Origin of the sequence: Microbacterium sp. NPDC089186 (assembly GCF_040685115.1) — a bacterium.
GTDB lineage: Bacteria > Actinomycetota > Actinomycetes > Actinomycetales > Microbacteriaceae > Microbacterium > Microbacterium galbum.
This window is the reverse complement of sequence record NZ_JBFBHJ010000001.1, coordinates 809,063-826,348: the sequence shown is the minus strand read 5'-3', so window position 1 is coordinate 826,348 and position 17,286 is coordinate 809,063. Positions and strand designations below refer to the sequence as shown.

The 17,286-nt window shown below is 69.7% G+C and carries 13 protein-coding genes; 5 read left to right on the top strand and 8 right to left on the bottom strand.

Annotation, left to right across the window (positions count from 1 at the left end; all coding sequences use genetic code 11):
* Positions 1-45: 45 nt before the first annotated feature.
* The 3 genes from AB0N82_RS03935 to AB0N82_RS03925 all read right to left on the bottom strand — a co-directional run bounded on the left by AB0N82_RS03935 (position 46) and on the right by AB0N82_RS03925 (position 3,918).
* Positions 46-1,596, bottom strand: a complete 1,551-nt coding sequence (locus tag AB0N82_RS03935) for an aldehyde dehydrogenase family protein (protein WP_363388371.1) — start codon at positions 1,594-1,596, stop codon at positions 46-48.
* A gap of 434 nt (positions 1,597-2,030) precedes the next feature.
* A complete protein-coding gene (locus AB0N82_RS03930) occupies positions 2,031-2,555 on the bottom strand; it encodes a hypothetical protein (RefSeq protein ID WP_363388367.1) in 525 nt (174 codons plus the stop codon).
* Between the two features lie 76 nt (positions 2,556-2,631).
* Positions 2,632-3,918 carry a GAF domain-containing protein gene (locus AB0N82_RS03925; RefSeq protein ID WP_363388364.1) on the bottom strand — a complete coding sequence of 429 codons (1,287 nt, stop codon included), beginning with the start codon at positions 3,916-3,918 and terminating at the stop codon, positions 2,632-2,634.
* A gap of 328 nt (positions 3,919-4,246) precedes the next feature.
* Between AB0N82_RS03925 and AB0N82_RS03920 the strand changes: the two genes are divergently transcribed.
* Positions 4,247-5,281: an NAD(P)-dependent alcohol dehydrogenase gene (locus AB0N82_RS03920; RefSeq protein ID WP_363388361.1), complete on the top strand. Its 1,035-nt coding sequence runs from the start codon at positions 4,247-4,249 to the stop codon at positions 5,279-5,281.
* Positions 5,282-5,342: 61 nt separating this feature from the next.
* On the opposite strand, the gene AB0N82_RS03915 is transcribed toward AB0N82_RS03920, so the two are convergent.
* Both AB0N82_RS03915 and AB0N82_RS03910 read right to left on the bottom strand, forming a co-directional pair.
* On the bottom strand, positions 5,343-6,770 hold the full coding sequence (locus tag AB0N82_RS03915; RefSeq protein ID WP_363388358.1) for a CCA tRNA nucleotidyltransferase: 1,428 nt from the start codon (positions 6,768-6,770) through the stop codon (positions 5,343-5,345).
* A gap of 104 nt (positions 6,771-6,874) precedes the next feature.
* Entirely contained in the window at positions 6,875-8,386 is a 1,512-nt protein-coding gene (locus AB0N82_RS03910) for a methyltransferase (RefSeq protein WP_363388355.1), read from the bottom strand.
* A gap of 131 nt (positions 8,387-8,517) precedes the next feature.
* Between AB0N82_RS03910 and AB0N82_RS03905 the strand changes: the two genes are divergently transcribed.
* The 4 genes from AB0N82_RS03905 (at position 8,518) to trxA (ending at position 13,823) form a co-directional block, all read left to right on the top strand.
* Positions 8,518-10,761, top strand: a complete 2,244-nt coding sequence (locus tag AB0N82_RS03905; protein WP_363388352.1) for a DUF6049 family protein — start codon at positions 8,518-8,520, stop codon at positions 10,759-10,761.
* Positions 10,758-12,377, top strand: a complete 1,620-nt coding sequence (gene murJ / locus AB0N82_RS03900; RefSeq protein ID WP_363388349.1) for a murein biosynthesis integral membrane protein MurJ — start codon at positions 10,758-10,760, stop codon at positions 12,375-12,377. The genes AB0N82_RS03905 and murJ overlap by 4 nt, the downstream gene beginning before the upstream one ends.
* A gap of 73 nt (positions 12,378-12,450) precedes the next feature.
* Positions 12,451-13,437 carry a thioredoxin-disulfide reductase gene (gene trxB, locus AB0N82_RS03895; protein ID WP_363388344.1) on the top strand — a complete coding sequence of 329 codons (987 nt, stop codon included), beginning with the start codon at positions 12,451-12,453 and terminating at the stop codon, positions 13,435-13,437.
* A 62-nt stretch (positions 13,438-13,499) separates the two neighbouring features.
* Positions 13,500-13,823: a thioredoxin gene (trxA, locus tag AB0N82_RS03890; RefSeq protein WP_315994132.1), complete on the top strand. Its 324-nt coding sequence runs from the start codon at positions 13,500-13,502 to the stop codon at positions 13,821-13,823.
* A gap of 528 nt (positions 13,824-14,351) precedes the next feature.
* Here trxA and AB0N82_RS03885 read toward each other — a convergent pair.
* From AB0N82_RS03885 to AB0N82_RS03875, 3 genes are all read right to left on the bottom strand, one after another.
* Positions 14,352-14,702 carry a tryptophan synthase subunit alpha gene (locus AB0N82_RS03885; RefSeq protein ID WP_363388340.1) on the bottom strand — a complete coding sequence of 117 codons (351 nt, stop codon included), beginning with the start codon at positions 14,700-14,702 and terminating at the stop codon, positions 14,352-14,354.
* A 69-nt stretch (positions 14,703-14,771) separates the two neighbouring features.
* Entirely contained in the window at positions 14,772-15,737 is a 966-nt protein-coding gene (locus AB0N82_RS03880; protein ID WP_363388337.1) for a ParB/RepB/Spo0J family partition protein, read from the bottom strand.
* On the bottom strand, positions 15,737-16,657 hold the full coding sequence (locus tag AB0N82_RS03875) for an AAA family ATPase (RefSeq protein ID WP_363388333.1): 921 nt from the start codon (positions 16,655-16,657) through the stop codon (positions 15,737-15,739). The genes AB0N82_RS03880 and AB0N82_RS03875 overlap by 1 nt, the downstream gene beginning before the upstream one ends.
* Between the last annotated feature and the right edge of the window lie 629 nt (positions 16,658-17,286).

The window sequence follows — 17,286 nt, the reverse complement described above, 5'->3', positions numbered from 1 at the left end:
GGGTCACGCGGGTCGGGATCGCCGCCACGACCCCGGCTCGGCCGCTCAGAAGAAGCCCATCGCGCCTTCGGCGTACGACACGAGCAGGTTCTTCGTCTGCTGGTAGTGGTCGAGCATCTTGAGGTGGTTCTCGCGGCCGATACCCGACTGCTTGTACCCGCCGAACGCGGCGTGCGCCGGGTACTGGTGGTAGGTGTTCGTCCAGACGCGCCCGGCCTCGATCGCGCGGCCCGCGCGGTAGGCGGTGTCGCCGCTGCGGCTCCACACGCCGGCGCCAAGGCCGTAGAGGGTGTCGTTCGCGATCGAGATGGCGTCGTCGAAGTCGTCGAACGAGGTCACCGACAGCACCGGTCCGAAGATCTCCTCCTGGAAGATGCGCATGTCGTTCGTGCCTTCGAACACCGTCGGCGCGACGTAGTAGCCGCCCGACAGGTCGCCACCGAGGTCGACGCGCTCACCGCCGGTGAGCAGCTTCGCGCCGCCGGCCTTGCCGATGTCGATGTAGGACAGGATCTTCTCGAGCTGGTCGTTCGAGGCCTGCGCGCCGATCATCGTCTCAGGGTCGAGCGGGTTGCCCTGACGGACCTTCTTCACGCGCTCGAGGCCGTCGCCGAGGAACTGGTCGTAGATCGACCGCTGGATGAGCGACCGCGACGGGCACGTGCAGACCTCGCCCTGGTTGAGCGCGAACATCGTGAAGCCCTCGAGAGCCTTGTCGTAATAGGCGTCGTCGCTGCGCAGCGCCACGTCCTCGAAGAAGACGTTCGGGCTCTTGCCGCCGAGCTCGAGCGTCACCGGAATGAGGTTCTGCGACGCGTACTGCATGATCAGACGCCCGGTCGTGGTCTCACCCGTGAACGCGATCTTGCGGATCCGCTTGTGCTGCGCGAGCGGTGCCCCCGCCTCGATGCCGAACCCGTTGACGATGTTGACCACGCCCGCCGGGAGCAGGTCGCCGATGATGTCGAAGAGGAACAGGAGGGATGCCGGGGTCTGCTCCGCGGGCTTGATCACGACGCAGTTGCCCGCGGCGAGGGCCGGAGCGAGCTTCCACGCCGCCATGAGAATGGGGAAGTTCCACGGGATGATCTGCCCGACCACGCCGAGCGGCTCGTTGAAGTGATACGCCACGGTGTTCTCGTCGAGCTGGCTCAGCGAGCCCTCCTGCGCCCGCAGCACGCCGGCGAAGTAGCGGAAGTGGTCGACGGTCAGCGGAATGTCGGCAGCGAGGGTCTCGCGCACCGGCTTGCCGTTCTCCCACGTCTCAGCGACGGCGATCTTCTCGAGGTTCTCCTCGATCCGGTCGGCGATCTTGTTCAGGATGACGCTGCGCTCGGCCGGCGTGGTCTTCCTCCACGATGCGAACGCCTTCCACGCGGCATCCACTGCTCTGTCGATGTCGTGCGCGTCGCCGCGGCCGACCTCGCAGAACGGCTTGCCGGTGACGGGGGTGATGTTCTCGAAGTACTCGCCGCTGTGCGGTTCGACCCATTCGCCGCCGATGTAGTGCCCGTACCGCGAGCGGTACTCGGCGACGGCCCCGCGGGTTCCGGGTGCGGCGTAGACGCTCGAGACGCCTTCTTCGACGATGGTCATGCGTGTCTCCTTCGACGGTCATGAGTCGCCGCGACGGCTTCGGGCGGCGATGCGCCGACGGTACGCCGGGGGAGGTTGCATCGGGTTGCACCTGTCGCGGGGCGCGGGCGGGGCGCGCCGAGATCACATGATCCGCCCGAGATCACGAGCTATTCGCGCGAACGGCGTGTGATCTCGAAGAGAACGTGTGATCTCGCCGCTCCGGCGCTGCGGCGACACGGCAGGGCCGGGCGACGGGGCACCGCACCGGCGTGGCGGTGCCTCAGCTGACGTCTCACCGAGACCGGCGCAGGCGCGCGCCGTACCCGCCCGTCGAGGAGCGGGGCCCACCCGAGACGCCGCACAGGCCCCCGGACGCGACCAGCCTCACCTCGTACCCGAGAACGACGATGCCGCGACCCTCGGGCGACGGCATCCGTTCGCGCGAGCGCGGTTTACGCGTCGGCGTCGGCCAGCACCGAGCGCAGCGGCGGCACGTTGACCTCGTGCAGGTCGACCTCGTCGAGGCGCTCGATGCTCTGCACGCGCGGAGCGATCGTGCGGTCGTCGGCGACGATCCAGCTGCCGACGAGCAGGAAGCGGTCATTGCCCGCGGTGATCGGCCCGGTGAGGGCGAACGTCTGGTGGGTGGGCGTGAGGAAGGTGACGCGCACGGGAGTGCCGTGGGGGAGCGTGGACGGGTCGACGACGTCGGCCTCGAGGGCCGGCTGCGGCGCCTCGATGCCCAGGTCGATGCGCTGGATCTCGGAGCTCGTCGCGAGGATCACGTCGCCCACGAGCGGCTGACCTCCGACCCCGATGCGCACCGTGCCCTCGAGGGCGTAGAGCCCGTATCGCGGCGATCGGACGATGACCCGGGCGACATCGCCGGCCTTGACCTCGGCGAGCGCCTCGCGGATGCGCGCCACGTCGCGACGGGCACGGGCTGCCGAGAAGATGTCGAGCGCTTTTTCGTCCATATGTTCACTGTAACCACGGGGTCCGACATCGGACCCGCGCACGGCGCGTCGCCTGTGGAAAGCCGGCGCCCCCGCCTCAGGCGCGTTCGAGCCGCTCGATCCGCGCGACCAGACCGGCTCGCTTCGGCGACCGCGGTGGCAGCATCGACAGGCACAACCGGAGCACCCCGTCGTCGTCGCGGCCCTCCAGGGTCTCGGCGTAGGCCAGCAGCACGTCGACGCCCGCCTCGGCCATCAGCGCTTCGCGCAGAGCCGACCGCACCGACTCGCGCACCTCGACGACTCCCGGCGCCTCCGAGTCCGGCAGCACCGGACCGGCATAAGCGGCGAGCGCGACGCGATGCGCCCCCCGGTCGAGCAGCGACAGCATGTGCTGCGCGTCCGTCTCGAGACCATCGGGGAGGCGGTAGGGCCGGGATGCCGGCACCAGACGCGGCGCGACCGGGACCAGCGCGCGGCGCAGGCGCACCATCTCGGGGCGGAGCGTCTCGACGGCCGCGTGGCCGTAGACGGCCTCACTCAGCGCCTCAGCCGACAGTCCCTCCCGGTGCACCGCGAGCAGCAGCAGGATCTCGGCGTGGCGCGCGCTGAGCTCCAGTGTCGACCCGCCGGCCTCGAGCAGCGCACGGTCGCGGCCGAGGATGCGCAGCAGCGCCCGCGACGGCGTCGAGCGCTTGGGGGGAGGAGCCTGCTGCGCGCGCAATCGGGCGACGAGCAGTTCGCTCTCGATGGCCCGGGCCGTGGCATCCACGAGCAACTGCGCCTGCGGGGTGACGGCCTCGGGTCCTCCCGTGACGTCGATGACTCCGAGGAGCCGCCGCGTCTCCGGATCGTGGACGGGCGCCGCCGTGCACGACCACGGCTGGACGAGACGGTTGAAGTGCTCGGCTCCGCGGATCTGCACCGACCTGTCGAGGGTCAGCGCGGTTCCCGGGGCCGAGGTGCCCACGGCATCCTCCGCCCAGTTCGCTCCCGCGACGAAGCCCATGTCACCCGTGAGCGATCGGATGTGACGGTCGCCCTCCACCCACAGCAGGCGACCCGCCGCATCGCCGACGGCCACCACGACTCCGGACTCCTCAGCCGTTCCGGGCAGGAGCAGGGCGCGGACCATGTCCATGACCCCGGCGAGAGGGTGGGCCCGTCGGTAGGTGTCGAGTTCTTCGCTGGCGAGGTCGAGCGAGGGGAGTCCCTCCGGACCGACGAGGGATGCCAGCGACCGCCGCCACGATTCCTGCACGAGCGGACGCACGTCGGCGAGCCGACGGTCCTCATTGCCGGCGAGGAGTTCATCGTGGGCGCGCGCGATCAGCAGCCCCGACGTCTCGGGGGAGATCGCGGGACGCGACCACGGTGAAGGCACGGAACTCCCATCGACGGTGACGGCAAGTGCGACAAGTGTAGGTCGGGCGGCAGCCCGTGAGGGAGGGTTCGCTGCGGTCTCGCAGGTGGGCGGTCACGGTGCATCGCGCCACCGCGGCGCGATGGGCCTCGGCATCCACCACCGCCAGATCGCTTGCGGGCAGCAGGGACGAGGTGCCGGGAGCCAGGCGGACACGGGCGTGGAAAACGGCATCCATCGCCCCACTCTGCCGGTGAGAACGGTTCCCGATCAGCGGAAAACGCCGTCAACCCCGTCGTCGACGCGGGAGGGTCGAGGCAGCGTGAATGGACCGAGAGAAAGGGATGCCATGAAGGCAGTGCAGTATCGCGAGATCGGCAAGGGCCCCGAGGTGGTCGACATCGAGGAGCCCCACGCGGGTCCGGGCCAGGTGCGACTGAAGGTCACGGCCGCGGGGCTGTGCCACTCGGACTGGTTCGTGATGGACCTTCCGGAGGACCAGTACACCTACGGCCTGCCGCTCACGCTCGGCCACGAGGGGGCCGGCATCGTCGACGAGCTCGGCGAGGGCGTCGACGGCGTGAACATCGGCGAGGCCTACGCCATCTACGGGCCGTGGGGGTGCGGTCGCTGTCACGCGTGCGCCCAGGGCGCCGAGAACTACTGCCCGTACGCGGCCGAGATGGGGATCACCCCTCCGGGACTCGGCAGCCCGGGTGCCATGGCCGAGTACGTCATCGTCGACGACCCGCGACACCTCGCGCCGCTCGGCGACCTCGACCCCGTCGAGACCGTCTCACTGACCGACGCGGGGCTGACGCCGTATCACGCGATCGTCGCGGCCAAGGAGAAGCTGTATCCCGGGGCGACCGCCGTCGTGATCGGCGTCGGCGGCCTCGGTCACGTGGGGGTGCAGATCCTCCGCGCCATCACGCAGGCGACGGTGATCGCGGTCGACCTCGGCGACGACAAGCTCGCCCTCGCGCGCGAGGTGGGCGCGCACCACGCGGTCACCTCCGACGAGCACGCCGCCGACCGTATCCGCGAGCTGACGAACGGCCTCGGCGCCACCGCGGTCTTCGACTTCGTGGGCGTGCAGCCGACCATCGATCTCGCCCGTGCCGTCGCCGGTCTCGACAGCTTCATCCACATCGTCGGCATCGGAGGCGGCATCCTGCCCGCCGGCTTCTTCTCCACGCCGATGGGCGCGGCCGTGCGTGCGCCGTACTGGGGCACCCGCAGCGAGCTCATCGAGGTGCTCGATCTCGCGCGCAGCGGCGCGGTGGGTGTGCACGTGGAGCGCTACGGCTTCGACGGCGCCGTCGAGGCGTACGCGAAGCTGCACAAGGGACAGGTGCGCGGCCGGGCGGTCGTGGTTCCCTGACAGAAACGTCGAGGGGGTGGCATCCGGTCCAGGGATGCCACCCCCTCGACGTTCGCGGGTCTCAGCCCCGCCCCGCCCACCACTCCCGCAGGCGCTTCTCGGCCTCGTCCTCGCCGAGCACTCCCTCGTCGAGACGCAGGTCGAGCAGGAAGCGGTACGCCTCACCCACCTCGCGACCGGGCCCGAGCCCGAGAATCTGCTGGATCTGGTTGCCGTCGAGCTCGGGGCGGATCGCATCGATCTGCTCCTGCTCGCGCAGCGCGGCGATGCGAGCCTCGATGTCGTCGTAGGCGGATGCCAGGCGCTGGGCCTTGCGCTTGTTGCGCGTGGTCACGTCGGCCCGCGTGAGGATGTGCAGACGTTCCAGCTCGTCGCCGGCGTCGCGCACGTACCGCCGGACCGCGGCATCCGTCCACGCGCCCTCGGCGTAGCCGAAGAACCGCAGGTGCAGCTCGACCAGGCGCGAGACGACCGTCGTGGTCGCGGCGTCGAAACGCAGCGCCTGGAGGCGTTTACGGGCCATGCGCGCGCCCTTGAGGTCGTGGTGGTGGAAGGTGACACCACCTCCGGCCTCGAGACGCCGGGTGGCGGGCTTGCCGATGTCGTGCAGCAGGGCCGCCAGGCGCAGCGGCACGTCGGGAGCGGCATCCGGGTGACGCTTCTTCTCGAGCCCGATGGCTTGGCGCAGCACCGTGAGGGAGTGCTCGTAGACGTCTTTGTGGTGGTGGTGCTCGTCGACCTCGAGGCGGAGGGCCGGGACCTCGGGCAGGAACTCCTCGATGAGCCCGGTCTCGACGAGCACGCGGATCCCCCGCACGGGATCGTCGGTCTGCAGCAGCCGCACGAGCTCGGCCTGCACCCGTTCCGGGCTGACGATCGACAGAGACGCGCGCAGCTCATGGACGGCGTCGAGCGTCGCGGGATCGACCGCGAACTCGAGCTGAGACGAGAAGCGGGCCGCGCGCAGCATGCGCAGCGGGTCGTCGCCGAAGCTCACGGCCGGATCGATCGGCGTGCGGAGGCGGCCGGCGAGCAGGTCTTCGACCCCGCCCGTCGGGTCGACGAGGGTGCGGGCGGGTACGCGCAGCGCCATGGCGTTGACCGTGAAGTCGCGGCGGCTGAGGTCGGCCTCGAGGGTGTCGCCGAACTCCACCGTGGGCTTGCGGGTGACGCCGTCGTAGCTGTCGGCGCGGAACGTCGTGATCTCGACCTGCTCGCCCTTGACGCGTGCGCCGATCGTTCCGAAGGCACGACCGACGTCCCATTGCACCGAGGAGATGGGCTTGATCAGCGCGAGGATCTCGTCGGGGCGAGCGTCGGTCGTGAAGTCGAAGTCATGGGTGAGGCGCCCCAGGAGGGCGTCGCGGACCGGGCCGCCCACGATCGCCAGGTCACGGCCCGCGCCGGCGAAGGCGTCGGCGACCGCGGAGACGACGGGATGCGCGGCGAGCTCCTCGAGGCGCGCGAGACCCTCGGCCATGTTCAGCATGCCTTCGAGCCTAACCGGGGGCGCCGACGGCTCTCAGCGGGCTGAGCATGACGACGACATCCGTGCGCCCGCGGCGGGGACGGCGCTCGGAGAACCGCCGCGGATCAGTCCTCGAAAGACAGGAAGCCGGTCACCAGCAGCTCGCGCACGCGGGGGAGGAGATCCGCGCGGAGGTGCGCGGCATCCACCTCCATCAGCTGGGCGATCGCGTCGACGAGGGTCCCCACGGGCAGGTCGCCGTCGCACGCGCCGACGAGCGCGGCCAGAGCCGGATCGACCTCGATCGTCCGAGCGAAGCCGCCGCCCTGCCGCAGCTCGATGACCGAGGGATCGCCCTCACCGGGCCGATGGTGGCGGGCCTCGGTGACGTCGGGCGCGACGCGCAGCAGGCTGTCGGCGAGGTCGTCGTCGTCGAGCAGCGCGGCACGATCGTGCGCGGCGAGGCAGTCCGCGAGATACGGTCCGAATCCCGCCTCGCCGCCGCCCGCCACGCGTTCGTAGCGCGCGAGCGTCGGGCCACCGGCGAGCGGCCGGCGCACCAGCACGTACCCGAACCCGACCCCGGTCACTCCACGTCGCGCGAAGTCGTCGAGCCAGGCCTCGATGAGGCGGGCGTAGGCGGGGGTTCCGGGCACGGTCCCCCCGTCGCGAACCCACAGCTCCGCATACGCCAGCGGATCCAGCACCTCGCGCTCGATCACCCAGGCGTCGAGCCCGTCGCCGACCCATCCGCGCACGCGGTCGAGCCCCGACTCGCCCTCGTGGTACTCCCAGTTGCCGAGCGACTGCGCCACACCGCCCGGCGACAGATGCGCCCCGACCTCGCGGACCACGGTGGCCACGAGAGCGTCGCCCTCCATGCCTCCGTCGCGGTATTCGTACGCGGGAACCCCCTCGACGCGCGGGGTGATGACGAAGGGAGGATTGGATGCCACCCGGTCGAACGTCTCGTCAGCCACCGGCTCGAAGAGCGAGCCGAGCCGCGTCTCGATGCCGTCCACGCCGTTCAGCAGGGCGTTGAGTCGGGTGAAACGCAGCGCGCGCACGGAGATGTCGGTCGCGACGACGCGGTCCACCAGCCGCCGCAGACGCAGTGCCTGGATGCCGCAGCCCGTGCCCAGGTCGAGCGCGGTGCCGCCGCGGCGCGTGATCTGCAGCCGGGCGAGGGTCTGCGACGCCCCGCCGACCCCCAGCACATGGTCCTCCGGGAGGGGACCGCCGAGGGCCGCCTCGTCGAGATCGCTCGCGATCCACCACTCCACCTCGCCCGCGTCGTCGGCGAAAGCCTGCGGTCGCACGAGCACCGCGGGTCGCGCGTCATCGCCGGTCAGGGTCAGCAGGCCCAACGCCTCGGCTCCCTCGACACCGAGTGCGGGCAGTGCCGCGGCGGCCTTCCTCCGCGCAACCGCGAGGCCCAGACCCCACAGGCGCCCCAGAACTGCGAGAGCGTCGTCGCGAGCGCCGAGTGCGCGCTCCGCCGGCCCGCGCAGCCCCCGGGCCACGGCGTCATCCGCCTGCTCGCCCCATGCTTCCCGCAGGGCGGCGCTGGAGTAACCCGCCGCGCGAAGGTCGGAGGCGAGCGCGTCGCAGAGCTGGGAATCGGGTTCAGGGAGCACCGGTCCATTCAACCGTCTGCGCGAGGCTATCGGCGGGCGTGAAGGGACGCGTCCTAGACTCGACGCGGTAGGAGGCCCCCTCCTGCACCGACGCTCGTATGACCGTGACTTCCCCGCCTTCGGGCTCACCCGTGCCACGGCGCCCTCGCACGCGCCGGCTGCTGGCGACCCTCGCGGCATTCGCCGTGGTCCTGGGCGTCGCGCTCCCGGCCTCGACCGCCGTCGCCGACGCCACCCCGTCTCCCTCCTCATCGGCCACCCCGGCGACCCTGTCCGCAGCGCCCGCCGCGAACGGCATCCTCCGATCCGGCGACGCTCTGTCGGTCGTCACGACCCTCACCGCGGGTTCCTCGAGCGCCGTCTCCACGCCTGTCGCCCTGGGGATCGGTCGCGACCCGCTCCCCGACGACGCGGCCCTCGAGCGCTGGCTCAGCGGCGATGCGACCGGAGTGAGCGTCCAGCAGGTCGCGACCGGGTCGGTGGATGCCGCTCCCGCCGGCGCGCAGAGCACCACCACCCTCGCGGTAGCGGCGACCGATGCGGCTCTGGCGGGTCGTGTCGCGGGCGTCTACCCCGTGCAGGTGACCGCCGCGAGCGTCGGCCTCGCGGCCGCGAGCGTGATCGTCGTCCCCGCCGACACCGGCGCCCAGACGCCCATCGCCCTCGTCGTCCCCATCACCGCCGCCCCCCTCACCCGGGGCCTGCTGACGGCGAATGAGCTCGCCGAGCTCACCGCCGTCGACGGCGCACTCTCGGCGCAGCTCGACGCGGTCGACGGCACGGGGGCGACCCTGGCGATCGACCCCGCGATCCCGGCCGCGATCCGCGTGCTGGGCTCGTCCGCCCCACCCACCGCGGTGGCCTGGCTGCAGCGGCTGCTCGGCCTGCCGAACGACCGCTTCGCCCTGCAGTTCGGCGACTCCGACGTCGCCGCGCAGCTGCGCGCCGGCCTGTCCGCTCCGCTCAGTCCGACATCGCTGCAGACGTACATGGCCGCCGCCGACTTCACCCAGCCGGCCCCGGCCGTCTCGGCCGTCTCCACCCCCGACCCCTCACCGGCGTCGACGCCGGGGCAGCCGACGTACCCCTCGATCGCGACACTGCTCGACATCGGCACCGCGACGGCGAACGTGTACTGGCCGTCCACCGGTTCCGCCGGCTCGGACACCGTCGCGGCGCTCGGAGCCCTCGGCACCGCCGACGACCCCGCTCACGTGCTCGTGCCGTCGACGAGCGTGGCCGGGGGCGCGCGTCAGGCCGCCGCATCCGTCGGGGGAGTATCGACGCCCGTGTACGACGCCGAGGTGTCGCGCGCCCTCGCCGACGCCGCGGGACAGAATGACGCCACGCTGCGCGGCTCCTCGCTCGCAGCCGCCCAGGGATACCTGGCCATGGCCCGCGCCGCGACCGGCGAACAGCCCGTCCTCGCCGTCCTGGACCGCGGGACGGATCGCTCGCGCGTGAGTCTGCGCGCCACCCTCGGGCTCATCGCCACCGCGCCGGGGTTCGCCGGCTCGCGCCTGGCGACCCTCGCGGAGCTGCCGGCATCCGAGATCGCCCTCACCGAGCCCGCGGTCGATGACGCGCGGGTCAGCGAGGTGAGCGCCCTGCTCGACGACGAACAGGTCGTCGACCGCTTCGCCACGATCCTCGATCAGCCCGAACTGCTCACCGGCCGCGAGCGCGCCGAGGTCCTGCAGGTCACGAACATCTCCTGGACGGGGGATGCCGCCCGCAAGGCCGTCTCCGACCATCGCGCCGCGACGTCCACGACGCTCGACTCGGTCGGCATCCTGTCCTCCGACTTCCGCCTCGTCAGCTCGAGTGCGCCGCTGCGCCCCTGGGTGCGCAACGACCTCCCCTGGCCGGTCACGGTGGTCCTGTCGGTACGCCCCGACGACGCGCGCCTGCGCGTGCAGGACCACACCACCGTCGACGCACAGGCCTCGGCGAACACCCGTGTCGAGGTACCGGTCGAGGCGCGCATCGCCAACGGCGAGGTCGGCGTCGACCTGCAGCTGTTCAGCCCCACCGGCGAGCCGATCGGACAGCCGCAGGCCGTCGACGTCGAGGTGCGCGCCGAGTGGGAGAGCATCGGCCTCATCGCCATCATCGTGCTGGTGGTGGCGTTCTTGAGTCTCGGCGTGGTCCGCACCGTCGCGCGCCGTCGTCGCGCCGCAGCTGCGCCACCCGAAGAAGACCACGACGCCGTCGACGGGGTGGGGAACAAGGATCCGGATGCCGACGGGCGCGGCGACGCCGATCCCGACGACGCGGATCCCTCCGACATCGACCCCCACGACGGCGACCCCGAGGGCGCCGATCCGGACGCCCCCGCCGGTGACACCGACATCGAGCAGGAGACACGCCCGTGAGCAGTATCGGACGGGCGAGCGTGCTCATCGGGGCGGGCACCATCGTGTCCCGGCTGAGTGGTCTGTTGCGCCAGGTCGTGCTCGTCGCGATCGTCGGTTCGGTCCAGAGCTATGCCGGCGACGCGTTCGGTCTGGCCAACTCCCTGCCGAACGCGATCTACGCGATCATCTCGACGGGCGTCTTGACCGCGGTCATCGTGCCGCAGATCGTCAAAGCCGCGTCCCACTCCGACGGCGGACGCGCGTTCATCTCGAAGCTGTTCACCCTCGGCACCGTCATCCTCCTGATCGCCACGGCCCTGGCGATGATCGCCGCTCCGTGGATCGTCGCGCTGTACACGCCCGCGAGCGCGGCTCCCGATCAGATCGCCCTCGCCACGGCCTTCGCGTACTGGTGCCTTCCGCAGATCTTCTTCTACGGTCTGTATTCGCTGCTCGGTGAGGTTCTCAACGCGCGCAAGGTCTTCGGGCCGTACACGTGGGCGCCCATCGTCAACAACGTCGTCTCGCTCGTCGGTTTCGGCGTCTTTCTGCTGATCTTCGGGGGACCGAACACGGCCGTCGATCAGTGGACGCCCGCCATGATCGCGCTCCTCGGCGGGGTCGCGACCGGCGGCATCGTGCTGCAGACGATCGTCCTACTCGTGTTCTGGAGACGCGCGGGTCTGCAGTTGCGGCCCGACTTCCAGTGGCGCGGTGTGGGCCTGCGACACATCGGCCGGCTGGCCGGGTGGACGTTCCTCATGGTCATCATCGGCCAGCTCGCGGGGATCGTGCAGAGCCGCGTCCTCTTCGAGGCATCCGGGAACGGTCCCGCCGTCCTCGCCTCGCAGAACGCGTGGCTGGTGTTCATGCTCCCGTACTCGCTCATCGTGCTGTCGATCGGTACCCCCTACTTCACGCAGCTGAGCGAGCACGCCGCGGCCGGTCGTGACGACCGCGTGCGCGACGACATCATCCGCAGCATCCGGGTGCTCGGGCTCTTCATCGTCGCCGCCACGGCGGCACTGGTCGCGGCATCCGTTCCCGCCTCGCGCATCTTCACCAACGACTCGCGCGAGGCCGTCGCCGCGGCTCCGGTCCTCCTGTGCTTCCTGGTGTGTCTTCTGCCCCTCGCCGTGCTGTTCGTGATCCAGCGCACCTTCTACGCCTACAACGACACGCGGACGCCGTTCTTCTTCACGCTCGTGCAGGGCGTCCTGGTCGCGGTGACCGCCCTCGGCGCGGGCTGGGCTCTGGATGCCGGCCTCCTCCCGGTCACCGAACTCGCGGCCGCGGTCGCTCTCGGCCAGTCGCTTTCGAGCCTCGTCCAGGTGATCATCGCGACCGCGATCCTCAACCGTCGGCTCGGGGGCATCGGCATCCGTGAATGGCTTCTGCCCCTCTTCCGCTTCATCCTGGTCGGCATCCCGGCCGGTGCGGCGGGGTGGGGAGTCGTCCTGCTCTGCGGCGGTCCCGAGGGCTGGCTCTCCGCGGATCGCCTGACGGGTGCCCTCGGCTCGGCGCTCGTCGGGGGAGTCGTCCTCGTCGTGTACCTCGGCATCCTGGCCCTCTTCCGCACTCCCGAACTCGCCCCGGCGCTCGCGCTCGGTCGGCGGTTCCTCCCCGAGCGCTAGCCCCCCGCCCCCGGAATACCCCAGGGCTAGCATGGGTTTCATCCGGCGGAATCAACGAAGGGAACGCGCTACCGTGCGTCACGTCATCATCATCGGATCCGGCCCGGCCGGCTACACGGCTGCGATCTACGCGGCCCGCGCCAACCTCGAGCCCCTCGTCGTCGCGAGCTCGGTCGAAGCCGGCGGCGACCTCATGAACACCACCGAGGTCGAGAACTTCCCCGGCTTCCCCGACGGCATCCAGGGTCCTGACCTCATGGCCAAGATGCAGGCGCAGGCAGAGCGCTTCGGTGCGCAGGTGCTCTACGACGACGTCGTCTCGCTCGAGCTCGACGGACCGGTCAAGAAGGTCACGCTCGGCAGCGGGAAGGTGGAGGAGGCCGTCTCGGTCATCTACGCCACGGGGTCGGCCTACCGCAAGCTCGGCCTCGAGGGCGAAGACCGCCTGTCCGGCCGTGGCGTGTCCTGGTGCGCCACCTGCGACGGGTTCTTCTTCCGCGACCGCACGATCGCCGTGGTCGGCGGTGGCGACTCCGCGATGGAGGAGGCGAACTTCCTCACGAAGTTCGCGTCGAAGGTCTACGTCATCCACCGCAAGGACTCGCTGCGGGCGTCGAAGATCATGCAGGAGCGCGCCTTCGCGAACCCCAAGATCGAGTTCATCTGGAATAGCGCGGTCGACGAGATCCTCGGCGACGAAGCTGTGAACGGCGTTCGCCTGCGCTCCACCATCGACGACACCACGCGCGAGTTGCCCCTCGACGGACTGTTCGTCGCGATCGGCAACGACCCGCGTACGCACCTCGTGCACGACAAGCTGCAGCTCACCGACCAGGGCACCATCTGGGTCGACGGTCGCTCGTCGCGCACGTCGGTCGAGGGCGTTTTCGCCGCCGGTGACGTCATCGATCCGACGTACCGCCAGGCCATCACGGCTGCCGGAAGCGGCACGGTGGCTGCTCTCGACGTGGAGCACTTCCTCGCCGCTCGCGGGGAGGCCGGCGAGCCCGCCGTCGCCGAGAGCCCGATCGAGGGCCTCCCCGACGCCGCCGTGGTCTGAGGAACAAAAACGCACTCACCTGCGTTTTCACACACTGACGATCTCATCTAAGGAGAAATCACATGACCGCCAAGGCGACGACCTCCGCGACCTTCGAGCAGGACGTCCTGCAGGCCGACGGACCCGTTCTCGTGGACTTCTGGGCTGAGTGGTGCGGACCGTGTCGCATGGTCGCGCCCGTGCTCGACGAAATCCAGAGCGAGAACGCTGACAAGATCACCGTCCTCAAGCTCAACGTCGACGAGAACCCCGACCTCGCGATGAAGTACCAGATCACCTCGATCCCCGCGATGAAGGTCTTTCACGGCGGTGAGGTCAAGACGACCATCATCGGCGCGAAGCCGAAGTACGCGCTCGAGCAGGACCTGGCCCCGTTCATCGGCTGAGTCCCTCTTCGCACGACGAGAGCCCCGGTACTTCGGTGTCGGGGCTCTCGTCGTCTCCGCACTCCTGTGGTGCTTTTCGTGAGGCCCGGATGCCGCCTGTCGGCGCGTGTGGGCATATGGACCACACGATGACCGGCGAGACGCCGCTCGCGCCCGAGCCGCTCGCGAGTGCTCGCGCGGCATGATCGATCAGGGGGAGTCGGACGCCGTGACGTCCGGATGCCGTGCTCCGCACGTCTTCTCGATCGCGACTGGACCGTCGGGAGCACGGCCGGTGGAATCAGGACGTGCGGGGAGGCCGTTGTCGGCGCCGGGACCGTAGCTCCCTCGGCGCGGGCACCGTAGCTCCCTCGGCGCGGTCGCATGCGATGCGCCCGACCACGAAGCTTGAGGATCCGGGGGGCCCGTCTTAGTCATCAGAGGCGTGTCGAGCCCGGCGTCGTCTCCGCGGCCTTGGCCTCACCCATCAGACGACGGACGTGCCGAGGGCGTCCTGTCCGTCGCCGTTCGCAACGGCGTGTGCGGCGTTCAGAACGCGTCGAGACGCGCCGACGCGTCCCAGCGTCGATGTGGCTCTTCGTCGCCCAGAATGCGCCACACAGCGCGCGTGAGGGCGGGGTAGTCGAGAGCGATCTGGCGCAGGACGCGGTAGTTGCGCGCCTTGTTCGGGCGGACACCCCCGTTCTCGGCGATGTTCTCGGCTCGCAGAGTCAAGACGACGAGTTCATCGACGCTGGGCAGGTCTTCCATGAAGTCCCACGGGTCTTCGCCACCGCGCAGGCGCTCGTGAATCAGCACCGCCAGTTCGTCGGACGCCTCGGCGCGCAGAAGCTCGAGGCTGGCGCGACGGCGCAGGTTCTCATCGTTCGCGGTCACCATTCCAGCGTACGTTGCACCGCCGACATCAGGGCCCGGGGCCGTTCGCTCCCCGCGGATGCACGGCGAGGATCAGCCGGTGTAGCTTTCCTCGCCGAGTGCCGCAAGAATTCGGTTGAGGTCTTGAATGCTCGCGAAATCAATGCTGATCTGGCCTTTTTTAGCGCTCAGCGAGACACGCACCTTCGTGTCGAGTCGGTCACCGAGACGATCGGCGACGTCGTCGAGTCCTGAACGGCGCGATCCGGCGGTCGGCTTCTGGCGGACCGGGGCGATACCGGGCATCTTGGCGGCCGCCTCGGCGGCACGCACCGACAGATCCTCGTTCACGATCTTGTCGGCGAGCTTCTGCATCTCTTTGGCGTCGTCGAGGGAGAGGATCGCGCGAGCATGGCCCGCGCTCAGAACTCCCGCGGCAACTCGCTGCTGCACCGGGACCGGCAGCTTGAGAAGTCGGATGGTGTTGCTGATCTGTGGGCGGGAGCGCCCGATACGCGTCGCGAGCTCCTCCTGAGTGATCCCGAAGTCCTCGAGGAGCTGCTGATACGCGGAGGCTTCTTCGAGGGGATTGAGCTGCGAACGGTGCAGGTTCTCGAGAAGCGCGTCGCGCAACAGGTATTCGTCGTCCGTCTCACGCACGACAGCGGGGATCGTCTCCAAGCCGGCCTCGCGCGAGGCTCGCGTGCGTCGCTCGCCCATGATGAGTTCGTAGGTACCGTCACCCTTGTCACGGACCACGACGGGCTGAAGAACCCCGAACTCGCGAACGGAGTGGATGAGCTCGGCGAGATCATCGGGATCGAAGTGTGTTCGTGGCTGACGAGGATTCGGAACGATCGACTTCGGATCGATGTGCACGAGCCGCGCGCCGGGGACGGAGACGAGGGTGTCCTCAGCAGCACCATTGTTCGCGGAGGAGTCGTTCTGCGTGGTCGCGTTCCCCTCGGGGAAGAACACATCGACAGGGCGCGCCTCCGAGGGTTCCGCCGTGGGGATGAGGGCGCCGATGCCGCGACCCAGTCCGGTCCTCTTCGCCATCAGGAACCCTTCTTCGTGGTGTCTCGTGCGACGATCTCCACCGCTGCTTCGCGGTAGGCGATGGCGCCCGCTGACTGGCCATCGTACGCGATGACCGTCTGCCCGAAGCTCGGTGCCTCAGAGACCCGGACAGAACGTGGGATGACCGTGTCGAGCACCTCGCTGGTGAAGTGCGAGCGGACTTCCTCGGCCACCTGCTGGGCCAGGCGAGTGCGCCCGTCGTACATGGTCAACAGGATCGTCGAAACGTGGAGCGTCGGATTCAGGTGTTTCTGAATCATCTGCACACTACCCAGAAGCTGGCTCAGACCCTCCAGCGCGTAGTACTCGCACTGAATGGGGATTATCACCTCGTCCGCTGCAGTGAAGGCGTTGATCGTCAGCAGGCCGAGGGAGGGCGGGCAGTCGATGATGACGAAGTCGAGATGGTTGTCCTCGATCGCCAAGTAGTCCCGCAGGGCGCCGCGCAACCTGTGCTCGCGCGCCACCTGAGAAACGAGCTCGATCTCCGCTCCGGCAAGATGAATGGTGCTCGGAGCACAAAGCAGGTTCGGCGACTCCGGACTGGTCTGAATGATGTCAGCGAGGGGGAACTCGTCGATCAGGACGTCGTAGATGCTGGGGGTGTCGGCGGTGTGCGCGACACCCAGCGCTGTCGACGCATTTCCTTGAGGATCCAGGTCGATGACGAGAACGCGGGCCCCGACGGATGCCAAAGCCGCGGCGACATTGACGGCGGTGGTCGTCTTACCGACGCCGCCCTTCTGATTCGACACGGTGAACACGCGCGTGCGGCCCGAGAGCTCCACCTTCGCGGCCTCTAGCGCGCGACGACGAGCAGACAGATCGGCGATCTCGCGAGCGATGGGGGAGTCGTCGAGTGAGAAGGACGACGCGGGCGCCTCATCGGACTGTTTCACGTGAAACACACCTCTCCGTCACGAACTTGCCCAGTCTACCCGCGCGATATGCGCTGCACGATGACTTATGGACGTGGCGAGGCTCGGCGGTTCGGGAGTTGAGGTGGCGGCGAGAACGTTCGCTCAGCCCCACGGTGCATGAGCGGCGCCGACTGCTCGTCTCCGTGTGGACGCCAGGCGCGACGTGCCTACCGGGTGCGTCGTTCAGCCTCCCGACACCGCCGCGTCCACGTACCTGACAAGGACCACACAGACGATGGACCGACACGGTAAGGCGCGATGACTCCGGCGCGGCCCCGTCGTCAATCGACGCCCGTCGTCATTCGACGAGCATCGACTCCAGTACCGATAAGCGCCCCACGGCGCGGTGATCGCGATGAGCCGTTTATCGGGCTCAGCGGAAACGGACGGTCTGGTCGGTCTCGTGAGACCGACGCGCGTTCCCTTGCCGGACGACTTCGACCGCACCTCTCTCACCGGTTGCCGGAAGGGATGTTGCCCACTGCGCTGAAACGCGTGGCGTGAACGGTCGACACGAGACTCAGGCGCTACACGCTCGAGAGGCCGCACACGGGGCGCTCCGCCTCAGTCGGCGACACTGCAAGACCACTCCTGCACGTCGACGATCA

What these genes read in the sequence shown, in the direction of transcription:
- AB0N82_RS03935 (WP_363388371.1), bottom strand. Translation starts at nt 1,596, where the DNA reads ATGACCATCGTCGAAGAAGGCGTCTCGAGCGTCTACGCCGCACCCGGA.
- AB0N82_RS03930 (WP_363388367.1), bottom strand. Translation starts at nt 2,555, where the DNA reads ATGGACGAAAAAGCGCTCGACATCTTCTCGGCAGCCCGTGCCCGTCGC.
- AB0N82_RS03920 (WP_363388361.1), top strand. Translation starts at nt 4,247, where the DNA reads ATGAAGGCAGTGCAGTATCGCGAGATCGGCAAGGGCCCCGAGGTGGTC.
- AB0N82_RS03915 (WP_363388358.1), bottom strand. Translation starts at nt 6,770, where the DNA reads ATGCTGAACATGGCCGAGGGTCTCGCGCGCCTCGAGGAGCTCGCCGCG.
- trxA (WP_315994132.1), top strand. Translation starts at nt 13,500, where the DNA reads ATGACCGCCAAGGCGACGACCTCCGCGACCTTCGAGCAGGACGTCCTG.
- AB0N82_RS03885 (WP_363388340.1), bottom strand. Translation starts at nt 14,702, where the DNA reads ATGGTGACCGCGAACGATGAGAACCTGCGCCGTCGCGCCAGCCTCGAG.
- AB0N82_RS03880 (WP_363388337.1), bottom strand. Translation starts at nt 15,737, where the DNA reads ATGGCGAAGAGGACCGGACTGGGTCGCGGCATCGGCGCCCTCATCCCC.